The organism is Amycolatopsis sp. (genome assembly GCF_035276945.1).
Taxonomy (GTDB): Bacteria; Actinomycetota; Actinomycetes; order Mycobacteriales; family Pseudonocardiaceae; genus Amycolatopsis_E.
Window position 1 is genome coordinate 69,555 of sequence record NZ_DATELF010000145.1, and the last position, 11,467, is coordinate 81,021.

The following is an 11,467-nucleotide window of genomic DNA, read 5'->3' on the forward strand; positions in this document are numbered from 1 at the left end:
GAGAGAGCGTTTCATGGACCGAGCGATGCGACCTCCAGGCCGGTGCGCCAGCTCGGGGTTCGTGGCCGCCAGCCGAGCACCCGCTTCGCGTAGCCGTTGGCCGCGCCCCGCATCGCGGTCAGCTGGTAACCGGTCAGCCAGCCGGACATCCGCTCGATCAACATGACCGGCACCGTGCGCGGTGGTGGCGCGCCGAGCATCCGGGCGTAGGCGGGCACCCAGGTGGCGGCCTCGGCGGGTTCGTCGTCGGACACATTGAACACCCCGCCGATTTCGCTTTCCACTGCGGCGACCGCGGCCGAGGCGGCATCGGCCACGTGCAGGAACGAGGTGACTCCGGCAGCCGACTCGGGCAGCGGAAACCGACCCCTGCCCACCGCCGCGCCGATCGCCCCGTCGGGGTGATAGAGAGTGCCGGGGCCGTACAGGCTTCCGTAGCGCAAGACGAGTCCGGTGATGTCATGCGTGCCGAGCACCGTGTGCTCCAGTTCCGCGACCGCACGCACCGTACGCGACCAGCCCGGGTCGGGAGCGTCGAAGAAGAGCGGGGCGTCCTCGGTGAGCACTCCTCCGCCTCTCGGCGCGGTGGCGAAAGCGATGCTCTGCGCGACGATCCGGCGGGCTCCGGCGCGGACCGCGGCCCTGACCAGGTTCGTGGTGCCTTCGATCCGCAGGCGGGCGGTGGTCTCCATGCCCTCTCCCGTGCTGACGCGCAGCGCCGTCAACTGGTGCACGACCACCTGGGGCCGGGCGGACAGCACCGCCGAGCGCACGGCCGGGGCGTCGAGCGCGTCGGCGACCACGATGTCGTCGACGGCAAGCCCAGCGGCCCTCGACGGATCTCGCACCAGCGCGGTCACCCGATGGCCGCGGCCGCGCAGCATGGGCACCAGTTCCCGGCCGATCACACCGGTCGCACCGGCGAGCAGAACCCGCTTGCTCATGCCGTTTCCTCCGAAAGTTCGCGCTGCCACCCCGACAGCGGGAAAAGATGGCGCGCGCGGTGGGCGGCTGGGCGGCCGCGGGTTGGCACGGAGGGTGTCATGCGGGTCTCCCGATTTGGCTGAGGGGGTTGGTGGTGGTGGGTGGGTGTTGTGTGGTGATGGTCAGGCAGGTGCGGGCGATGGCGTCGGCGTCGGTGAGGGTGACGGAGTTGACGCCGGGGCGGATGCCGGCGGCGGTGACCCAGTGCACGGTTTCGGTGGGTACGCCGAAGGCGAATCGCCGGGGGTGTGGCCGGTTCGTGGTGTCCAGCAGGTGGTAGGGGCGTGGGGTGACCGCGAGGCCGCCGGTGTGGTAGTAGCCGCCGCCGCGGATGGGGATGCGGTAGGGGCGGCAGTGGCCGCGGGCCAGCAGCGAGCGCAGCAGCGGATCGGTGGTGGTTGCCAGGTCGGTGTCCGGCAGGCGCGCCTCGATCAGGGTGCTGGCCGGCACGGTGAGGTCCGGGCAGGCCGCCGAGTACGCGAGGAACCGTCCGCCGGTGCGCTCGACCCGCATGTCCGGGCCGAGTACCTCGAGCACACCGGCGTCGATGAGGGCGCCGAACTGCTCGATGCGGGCGGCGGGCGGCCCGATCGACAGGAACGCGTTGAGCGGCATGTACCAGCGTTGCAGGTCGTCGCGGTAGGAGTCGCCGGAGAGCCCACCGTGGTCGACCAGCAACCGGATCTCGTTGCGCAGGTCGCGCAGGACGTCCACCGCGGCCTTGAGCGGCCCGGTCACGTTCCCCTTGCCCGCTTCGGCCACCTCGATGTCCACGTAGGACCGCAGCCAGCGCCGGAACCGTGCGGTCGAGACCAGATCGGCCGCGGCATACGGGGCCGCGACAGCCCGCCAGTCCCAACCATGGCCGGGGGTGATACCGAACCGGGTGAGCACGGCCCGCTGGGCGGGGCTCTCCCGGATCGCCAGCGGATCACCCGACCGCGGCACCCCGGCGGGCCCGGCCACCGCGAACGCGGCGGTGAACTCCTCCACGCCACCACCGCCGTACCCGCGCTCCCGCAGCAGGGCCGCGTAGAACACCGTGCGGACCTCCTGATCGATCAGCGGCCAGATATCCCGGCGAAAGTCCGCGGGCGCTCCCCCCTGCGCGCGGGCCCGTATCCGCCGGATCACCTCGGGCGTCACATACCGCGGCTGGTGCCGGCCGAACGGGCCCTTCTGGTTCCTGGCCCGCGCCTGGTACGGCACCCCCCGCCGCGACCCCGCGACCAACCGCGGCTCCCGCCCGGACGGCAGATACCCCAACCCGCCATCAGGTCCCCGCACGAACCTGCCGCCACGACCCAACGTGAACAACGCCATGTAGTCGAAGAAATTCAAACCCATACCACGCAGAATGACCCGTTCGCCCGCCGGCACTCCCGACAGTGACACCTCCGCCGGGTTGCCCGGCGCCACATACCGCAGACCGTGCCGGGCGGCGAACCCGCTCATCGCCGCCTCCGCCTCACCCAACGCGTGCGGCAGATGCCCCAACGCCAACACCACCGCCTGAAGATCCTCAATACACCGCCCATCAGCCAGCACAACCTCCTGCAACCCGCCCACCCCATCCCGCACATCCACCGCCGCCACCGGATGCGGCACGAACCTCACCGACGCGGGCGCGGTCCGCACCACCCGCCGCCACGTCCACCGCAGATAACTGCCATACAACGCCCGCGACGGATAATCATCCGGCCCCAGCACCACCGCCTCCGCCCGCACCACATCCGGAACCTCCGGACCACCCACCACCGAAACCGACCGCGCCCACTCATACAAACTCGGCCCACCCACCACCGGACCCTCACAATCCACGGTCTCATCAACGAACATGCTCACCTGACAGGCCACCGTATTCATCAACAACACCCGATCCTGCGTACTCCGCCACACCCGACCCCCCGCAAACACCCACGGATCCACCACATGCACCACAAGCTCACACCCCCGCGGCACCAACGACCCAGCACTGGCACACAACCGCTCCACCACCGACAACCCACGCGGACCCAACCCCACAACCGCCAGCCCCATCTCACCAGACACCACACCACACACTTCCACTCACTTCAAAAGACACCTTCCGATTCAGGCGCCGCCGCTCACACGGCGGCCGAGCCCGGCCGCGACGCCGGCGAGACAACCCATGAGACCGGCGAACTGCGCCGGGCGCAGCGCCTGGTTGCCGTCGCACAACGCCTGCTCCGGTTGGACATGGACATCGATCAGCAACGCGTCCGCACCCGCCGCGATCGCCGCGAGGGACAGCGGTTCCACCAGTTCCGGCCGGCCACCGGAATGGCTGGGATCCACCATGACCGGCAGGTGGGTACGCTGCTTCCACAGCGCCACCGCGGTGAGATCCAGCGTGAACCGCGCGGACGGCTCGAAGGTGCGAATTCCCCGCTCGCACAGCACCACCTGGTCATTCCCCTCGAGCAGCAGGTATTCGCCCGCCGCGAGGGTTTCCTCGACGGTGCAGCCGAAGCCGCGCTTGAGCACGACCGGCAGGCCGCTCTGGCCCACCGCGGTCAGCAGCGCGAAGTTCTGCATGTTCCGGGCCCCGATCTGGAACCCGTCGACCACCTCCGAAAGCCGCTTCACGTGTTCGGGCTCGACGACCTCGGTGACAAACGGAAGACCGGTCCGCTCCCGCGCCTCGACCAGCAGGTCGAGCCCGTTCCACTTGAGACCCTGGAAGGAATGCGGCGACGTCCGCGGTTTGAAGACGCCGCCCCGCAGACCGGCCGCGCCGTGCTCGGCGACGGCGGACGCGGTGGCCATCATCTGTTCCGGTGTCTCGACCGCGCACGGCCCCGCGATCACCGCGACCGAGCCGTCGCCGATCGTGGTGGGACCAAGGGACACCTCGGTCCCGGCCGGGCGCACCTCCCGGCGCCCCAGCCAGGCCTCGTTTCCCCGTGGCACCTGCCGGGTGGGCGCCGGCAGGTCCGGCCCCGCCGCGCGGATCGCGTCCGAATCGGACACCGGAAGGACATGGCTGGTACCGAGCCGGTACATCTGGGTTGGCGCGCCGCTGGATTCCAGGTGCCGCATCCAACCGTCGACCCCGGCGCGGGTCACGGTCTCGTCGAACACGAGCAGCAGGTCTTGGTTAGCCACGGTAGTTTTTCTCCCGGCTGATTCAAACGAGCGCGTCGTTCTTGGCAAGGTTCTTCCCTCTGCGGTCACGGACGTAAACAACCAGATCCTTGTACTTGTCGCGCAGGAAACGCTTGAGCGACTTGCCGGTGAGGCCGAGCGGGAAATCTCCTTCCGCGCTCGCGACCTCGACCACGGCCAGCTCGATCTTCCCGTTCGCGCGCAGCACCTCGTTGGCCGAAAACAGCACCTTTTCCGCGTCGACATCGCCGGTCACCACGGCGACGGCCACCTTCTCGTCCCCGAGCCCGCCGGCGATGATCGTGCAATCGTCGACGCCGGCGACCTCGTTGAGGACCAGTTCCTCGAGCTGCACCGAATAGCCGCGACCCCGGGTCGTGTGTACCACGTCCACCGCGCGGTCGACCTGGTAGAACAGGCCGTCCTCGTCGCGGTAGGCGATGTCCCCGGTCAGCCAGTAGCCGGCGAGCATGCTCCGGTAGGTGGTGTCCGGGTCGCCCCAGTAGCCCGGAGTCATCGAGGGTGGCTTCGCACCAAGGAATCCGTACTCGTACGGCTCGGCGAGCGTGCCGTTCTCCCGCACGATGGATACCTCGGCGAAGCCGACCGAGCGGCCGACGCAGCGGTCGTTACGCACGGTCTCCAGGGTTCGCGGCTGCATCAGCACACCCCAGCCCAGCTCGGTGGTGCCGAGCCGGTCAAGGAAGGCGGATGGCGGAAGATTCTTGGAGCGGCGGGAAAGGATGTTCTTCATGTGCCGCTCGTGCACCGCGTCGGCGATGGAGACCCAGAAGTTCACCGAGTCGAGGGCACCGGGCGGGGTCTTTAGCGCGGCCATCTCCGGGTAGACGTGGCCGAAAGCCATCACCATCGTCGGCCTGTGCTCGGCGATGGCCGCCGCCAACTGCTCGCCGGGGACGTCGCGCCAGGGGATGAACGGTTGCCCGCCGAGGACCGCGTAGGAGGTGAACGCGATGCATCCCTGGTGCGACTGCGGCATGGCGGTCATGATCACCGCGTTGGGGTCCTCTTTGTAGTCGACGGCGCGGAACTTCGGGCCGGCCACGATGGTGCGGTGGGTGTGGATGGTCGGCTTGGGCAGGCCGGTGGTGCCCGAGGAGTGCATCAGCCCGACCGGGTCGTCCGGGTGGTGCCGGAACCGCGCCTTTTCGGGCAGGGTGGCCGACGGCGGGCTCGGTACCTCCTCCATGGTCGCGGTCCAGCGCAGCGGCAGCTTGTCGAGGTCCGGAGCGATCCGGTCCAGCCGCTCCTGGTTGGTGTACAGGGCGATCGCGCCGGTCCGCTCGCACAGCGCCACCGCGGTCTCCCTCGGCGCGTTGCTGTTGATGAGCATGGCGACGGCGCCGAGTTGGGCGATGGCCGAGTAGTGCACGAAGTAGGCGATGGAGTCGGGAAGGAAGATCGCGACCCGGTCCCTCGGGCGCACTCCCTTTTCCCAGTACCACGCCGACCAACTCTGCACCAGGTGGTCGAGGTCGCGCAGGCTGAACTCGGTCCGCGTCTCGCCGTCGGTGTAAGGCACCGGAGTCAGCGACCTGATGAACGGCTCATCGGGGCAAGGGTTGATGGCCAGCAGCGAGGGAAGCAGGTTGCCGCCGCCGATGCCGGCGTCCGCGGCCACCCTGGCGCGCAGCTCAGGGGTCAGGACTGTCTTGTGCGTGAACAGCATGTCGTCACTTTCTGGTGCGGGCCTTTTGTGGCGGCCATGACGGAAACGAAAATGGTGAGGCTTATCGGGCCGCGCCGCCGACCGTCATGCTGAGGTAGCGCTCACCGGTGTCCGGCAGGATCGTGACCAGGGTTTTGCCCGTGTACTCCGGCTTTTCCGCCAGCAGTGAGCAGGCGTGCATGGCGGCACCGGCCGAAATCCCGGCGAGCAGCCCGGCGGTCCGCGCGAGACCCGTTGCGCCGCGGAGCGCGTCCTCGTCGGAGACCGTCATCACTTCGTCGATCAGCGTGCGATCCGTTGTCTCGGCGGTGAATCCGCCGTTGTACCCGGGAATCTTGTGCGTGCCGGCGACACCGCGCGACAGCAGCGGCGAACTCTCCGGCTCGACGGCGACCACGTGGACACCGGGATGGTGTTCCTTGAGGTAGCGGGCGACACCGGTCAGCGTTCCGCCGGTGCCGACACCGCACACCAGCACGTCGATGTCGCCGCCGGTCGCCGCCGCGATCTCCGGACCGGTCGTCGAATAGTGCGCGCGGACGTTGTCGGTGTTGTCGTGCTGGCACATATACCAGGCACCGGGTGTCGCGGCCTTGATTTCCCGGGCCTTCTCCACGCAGGCCCGGTAGGCACCCTCGGTGGGCACCTGCACGACCTCCGCGCCGAGCAGGCGCAGCAGCCCGATCCGTTCCGGGGTGGCACTTTCGGGCAGCACGACGATACAACGGTAACCGCGACGCGCGGCCAGCGCGGCCAGGGCGATCCCGGTGTTGCCCGACGTCGCCTCGACGACCGTGCCGGACCCCCGCACCAGATCACCGCGCTCTTCCGCGGCGTCGAGCATGAACAGCGCCGCCCTGTCCTTGACGCTGCCCAGCGGGTTCGCCATTTCCAGCTTCGCGAGAACAACGGTGCCCGAACCGCCGAGCGGCAGCCTCAGCAGCGGCGTACTGCCGACGAGTTCCTCAATGCTGTCGATGATCGCGGCACGTTCCACAGTGGTCTCCTGCCTGTGGTGCCGGTCGAATGTCCTATCGCGACGATTCACCCGACCGGTGACTGACTCTGAGGCAGAGTCTGCCCACCGCGACCATCGATGCTGTCTTTTTCCCGCATTGGCCGTGCATCCGTTACTTCTGGCGACCGTCACACTCCGGCCTGTACCCACACACCGCCGCGCGGGTCCAAGGCGCCCAAGGTGTCATCGTCGACATCCAGTTCCGCCGCTTTCACGCGGGCGTACGCCCGCAGCAGCTCCTGGAAGTGATAATGCCCCGCCGTGTGCTGGCCCAGCATGTGCGCATCGAAAAGCTCCTCCAGCAGCCGGTCAGCCTCGGTCACCGGCATGTTCGTCATCGCGGCCACGGCGCTGGCGTCGAACTCCGTACAGGGGTGCGTGCCGAAGCTGAGCACACAGAACAGCCGCCGCAGTTCGGGCGACAGATTCCGGTATGAGGTCTCGAAAGCGGCCATTACGCTGCGATCGCCGTGGGACAGTTCGGCCAGCCGCCCGCGCTCGTCCCGCAGCCGGAACACCATGTGCTCGAGCGACCAGGCCGGCCGGTTGTGGAAGCGGGACGCGGCGATGCTGATCGCCAACGGCAGATATCCGCACAGCGCGACGATCTCGGCGACGACATGCGGCCGGTCCTTGGTGCGGTCGGCGCCGGCGATCCTGGTGAACAGCGCCACCGCGTCCTCCGGGGAGAACACGTCGAGCGAACGGGAGGTCACCCCGTCGAGGCCGACCAGGCGCCGCCTGCTGGTGATGATCACCAGCGCCTTTCCCGTGCCCGGCAGCAGCGGGCGGACCTGCTTGGCGTCAACCGCGTTGTCCAGTACCACAAGGATCCGCCGCTCCGCGACCTCGGCCCGCCAGCGCGCCGCCAGTTGCCGGCCGTCGCGGGGAATCCGCGCCGGCGGGAGCCCGAAATCCAGCAGCAGCCGTTCCAGCGCGGCGTCGGGAGCGAGCGGTTCGTGACCGGGCAGATCCCCGTTCAGGTCTACGAAAAGGTGACCCTCGGGATAACGATGCGCGAGTTGGTGGGCGAGCCGGACGGCCAGCGTGGTCTTGCCGACCCCGGCCATGCCGTCGATGACCACGATGCCCAGCGCGGTTCCGGTCGGCGACGGCGTGGTCAGCGACCGCAAATCGCCCGTGCGCCCGGTGAAATGCGCCGTGTCATACGGAAGGAAGGATCGTTTGACGCCCGTGCCGCCATGGTCCGCCGGTTGCCCACCGCCGCCCGAAACCGGGCCGCCGGGCTCGGGTCTCGACCTGGGCTGTGGGAGATCGTCGCGCAGGATCCGATCGTAGAGCTGGCGTAGCGCCGCGCTGGGGTCGACGCCGATCTCCTCGCGGAGCAACCGCCTGCCCTGCTCGTAGACGTTCAGCGCCTCGGCCTTTCGCCCGCTGCCGTGCAGCGCGAGGATCAGCAGCCTGCGGGTCTCCTCCCGGAGCGGATGCTCGGACACCAGTTCGCCCAGTTGCGGCACCAGCGCCGCGGCGGCTCCCCCGTCCAGACGCAACGCGAGAAGCTGTTCGGTGGCCGACAAGCGCTTCTCCTCGAGCGTCGCGGCGGCGATGTCCAGCACCGGGCTGTTCAGCCCGGAAAGCGCCGGCCCCTCCCACAGCGAAAGCGCTTCCTCGAGCAGTTCGACGGCCGCCGCCGTACGCCGCTCGGCCGCCGTGACCGACGCGCGGGAGACCAGTGTGGTGAACCGGCGGGCGTCGATGTCCTGCGCCTCAACCTGGATTCGATACCCCGGACCGTCATTGACCACGATCGATTTGGCCGCCGCGAAGCTCCGCCGGATCGCGGCGACGGCATTGTGCAGCTGCCGGCGCGCGGTCACCGGCGGTTCGTCATCCCACATCGCGTCGATCAGGCGGTTCGCGCTGACCACCCGGTTGGCGTCAAGCAACAGCATCGCCAACAGCCGTTGCTGGCGGAGTCCCCCAAGATCGACCCGGTTTCCGTCGCGCTGAACCTTCAGTGCGCCAAGCAACTGAAAGTACACTTTCCCTCCCCCTCTGTATGCGGCCCCACCACCGCCAGTGGTAACCAACACGTCGAACGCGTGCAACATAGCGGAAACGCAGGCTGCCGACGCCAGATTAGCAATTTTCGGACCTGGTATGTGATCCACCGCATCACCGAAAGTTCGGTTGGTGTGTTTCGATCGTTTCACAAGAATTTCACGTCACGCTCGATTGCGGCTCAATCACAGGGCGAACACGTGCACGGAATATCTTTCAGAACCGGCGAATTACCGAAGGTTCGCCCGATCGTGCGGCCAAAGATGCAGGAGAAACCTGAAACCTTTTCAGGGCACCGAGGGCGGCGACATAGGTGCGGGCGGACGATACGTCGACACCTCACCGGGACCGGTCAGGCCGAGCGCACCCAGCTCGGCGAGCACGTCGGCCGTGAGTTCGGGCCGAGCCTCCAGCGCAACGTGCGCGCCGGCGTCCAGCTCGACCCGGAAACCGTTGCTCAGCAAGCGAACTCGCAGATCACGCGCCTGGATACCGACCTCACCAAGTCGTGCCCGAAGCGTGATCTCGGCCCGCTCCACCAAACCCAGCCGGGCGAGGGAGACCGGAACGCCCACGGAGATACGTGACGCCAGGCAAGGCATCGCGGGCTTGTCGGCGACCGGCAGCGACCAGGCGGCGGCGAGCAGACGGATTTCGCGCTTGCCCAGCCCGGCGTCGGCCAGCGGTTCGACCACACCCAGTTCGCGGGCGGCCCTCAGGCCGGGGCGGTGCGCGGCCCGGTGATCGTCGGCATGGGTACCGGTGGCCACGTGGGCGATGTGCCGCTCGCGTGCCGCTTCGGCGACCGCGGTCAGCACTGTGTGTTTACAGAAATAGCAACGGTCGCCCGCGTTGGCGCGGTAGCCCGGAACCGCCAGCTCGCCGGTGCGAACCTCGGCCAGCTTCGCGCCGAGTCCGGCCGCGACCTCCCGCGCGGCAACGAGTTCCGCACGGGCGAGGCTCGGCGAGTCGGCGATCACCGCGAGCACGCGGTGGCCGGGCAGTGCCCGCATGGCCGCGGCCAGCACCAGCGTGGAGTCGACACCACCGGAAAACGCGACGGCCACGTCGTCAAGTGAGCGAAGCCCGATCAGCAGCCGGTGGGTGAGCTCCGCCAAATCGGTGTCCACTACGGCATCCCGGCGGATCGCGCGGAGCCGAGGATCCGCTGACAGCAAAAGACGAGCACCTGTTCTCCTGATCGAGGGGCGGCTTGCCGGCGGGCAAGACCATCACGGTAGGTTCGGTCCAGTCGACAGAATAGCCAAATCTGGCAAGCAAGTTCCCGGCTTCGGTTTACATGTGTCGTGCGAGAACACTAACGTTCCCGACATGGGGTCGATGGACGGAACGGCGACCGGTGCACCCACCGCGAATCTTGGCTTCGCACAACTGGACCTTGATCGCGTTGCCCGGACGGGCGACCCGGAAGTCGTTTACGGAGCCGGCAAAACACCCGGCCATATCGTTGCCGCGCTCGCCCGGTTGCACGAAGCACATCCCGATCGGGCAATCCTGGCTACCCGGGTGAACGAGGAAGCCCGCGAGCACTGCCGCCGGCAATTCACCGATATCCGCGTCGACGACCTCGCCGCGACCGTGACCATCGGCGAGCCGCCCGCCCCGCGCGGCGGGGTGGCCGTGGTCTGCGCCGGAACCTCCGACCTGCCCGTCGCCCGCGAATGCGCCACCACGATCACCGTCTTCGGGGCGGAGCCGGACCTCGTCGTCGACGTCGGCGTTGCGGGAATTCACCGCCTGCTGGCCCAGCGCGACCGGATCGCCGGGGCCGACGCCGTCGTGGCGATCGCCGGAATGGAGGCGGCGCTGCCCGCGGTGATCGGTGGGCTCTGCGGTGTGCCGCTGATCGCCGTGCCCACCAGCGTCGGCTACGGCTGGCACCTCGACGGGCTGACCGCGATGCTCGCCATGCTGAACAGCTGCGCGCCCGGAGTGCTCACGGTCAATATCGACAACGGTTTCGGCGCGGGCGTCGCCGCGGCCCGGATCGCCAGGCAAACCACGAAAACCATGGCGCCGTCATGACCGTCGCCTGGATCGACGCCGGCAACGGGTGCGCCGGCGACATGCTGCTGGCCGCTCTCGTGGATGCCGGCGCCGGTCTGGACGAGATCCTCGCCGGCCTTGCCCGGCTGCGCGTCGATGGCGTCCGGCTCACCGAGCGTGTGGTGCGACGGCACGGGTTGCGGGCACGGCAGGTGGTGGTCGAGGCGCCGGAGACCGGACACGCCCGGCATCTTCCCGAAATCCTCGAGATGATCAAGTCCGCCGCGCTGCCCGCCGCGGCCGAGCGGTTCGCCGTCGCCGTGTTCGATCGGCTCGCCGAAGCCGAGGCGGCCGTGCACGGCATCGCGCCGGAACACGTGCATTTCCACGAAGTCGGCGCGCTGGACGCGATCGTCGACGTGGTGGGCTGCGCTCTGGGCCTCGACATGCTGGGGCTGCTGAACGCCGCCGTCACCGTCTCCCCCATCGCGGTCGGCGGCGGCACGGTCACCGCGGCGCACGGCCGGCTCCCGGTACCGCCGCCCGCCGTGCTCGCGCTGCTGACCGGTGCGGCCGCCCCGGTGGCCGCCCACCCCGCCGCACGCGAGCTGTGCACC

The 11,467-nt window shown here is 69.0% G+C and carries 9 protein-coding genes; 2 read left to right on the forward strand and 7 right to left on the reverse strand.

The features are described from left to right. Positions 1-11: 11 nt before the first annotated feature. The 7 genes from VJT49_RS25645 to VJT49_RS25675 form a co-directional block, all read right to left on the reverse strand. On the reverse strand, positions 12-944 hold the full coding sequence (locus VJT49_RS25645) for an NAD(P)-dependent oxidoreductase (RefSeq protein ID WP_324167477.1): 933 nt from the start codon (positions 942-944) through the stop codon (positions 12-14). Between the two features lie 97 nt (positions 945-1,041). After that, positions 1,042-3,024 (reverse strand): FAD/NAD(P)-binding protein, encoded by a 1,983-nt coding sequence (locus VJT49_RS25650; RefSeq protein WP_324167478.1) that lies wholly within the window; start codon positions 3,022-3,024, stop codon positions 1,042-1,044. A 54-nt stretch (positions 3,025-3,078) separates the two neighbouring features. Beyond that, on the reverse strand, positions 3,079-4,113 hold the full coding sequence (gene aroF / locus VJT49_RS25655) for a 3-deoxy-7-phosphoheptulonate synthase (protein WP_324167479.1): 1,035 nt from the start codon (positions 4,111-4,113) through the stop codon (positions 3,079-3,081). 22 nt (positions 4,114-4,135) lie between these two features. Next, positions 4,136-5,803 carry a class I adenylate-forming enzyme family protein gene (locus VJT49_RS25660; protein WP_324167480.1) on the reverse strand — a complete coding sequence of 556 codons (1,668 nt, stop codon included), beginning with the start codon at positions 5,801-5,803 and terminating at the stop codon, positions 4,136-4,138. Positions 5,804-5,864: 61 nt separating this feature from the next. After that, the gene (locus VJT49_RS25665) at positions 5,865-6,800 is read right to left on the reverse strand and encodes a cysteine synthase family protein (RefSeq protein WP_324167481.1); all 936 of its coding nucleotides are present in this window, start codon (positions 6,798-6,800) and stop codon (positions 5,865-5,867) included. 149 nt (positions 6,801-6,949) lie between these two features. After that, complete coding sequence (locus VJT49_RS25670) at positions 6,950-8,824, reverse strand: AfsR/SARP family transcriptional regulator (protein ID WP_324167482.1); 1,875 nt, start codon at positions 8,822-8,824, stop codon at positions 6,950-6,952. A gap of 306 nt (positions 8,825-9,130) precedes the next feature. Next, positions 9,131-9,973 carry an ATP-dependent sacrificial sulfur transferase LarE gene (locus tag VJT49_RS25675; RefSeq protein WP_324167483.1) on the reverse strand — a complete coding sequence of 281 codons (843 nt, stop codon included), beginning with the start codon at positions 9,971-9,973 and terminating at the stop codon, positions 9,131-9,133. Between VJT49_RS25675 and larB the strand changes: the two genes are divergently transcribed. Both larB and VJT49_RS25685 read left to right on the forward strand, forming a co-directional pair. Further along, on the forward strand, positions 9,948-10,889 hold the full coding sequence (larB, locus tag VJT49_RS25680) for a nickel pincer cofactor biosynthesis protein LarB (RefSeq protein ID WP_324167484.1): 942 nt from the start codon (positions 9,948-9,950) through the stop codon (positions 10,887-10,889). The two genes, VJT49_RS25675 and larB, sit on opposite strands and share 26 nt — an antisense overlap. Further along, positions 10,886-11,467 (forward strand): LarC family nickel insertion protein (locus VJT49_RS25685; protein WP_324167485.1); only part of this gene is annotated, 582 nt, incomplete at its 3' end. The genes larB and VJT49_RS25685, both read left to right, overlap by 4 nt.

Excerpts from the sequence above, each read along its gene's own strand:
- VJT49_RS25645 (WP_324167477.1), bottom strand. The coding sequence starts at position 944 with ATGAGCAAGCGGGTTCTGCTCGCCGGTGCGACCGGTGTGATCGGCCGG.
- VJT49_RS25650 (WP_324167478.1), bottom strand. The coding sequence starts at position 3,024 with ATGGGGCTGGCGGTTGTGGGGTTGGGTCCGCGTGGGTTGTCGGTGGTG.
- VJT49_RS25660 (WP_324167480.1), bottom strand. The coding sequence starts at position 5,803 with ATGCTGTTCACGCACAAGACAGTCCTGACCCCTGAGCTGCGCGCCAGG.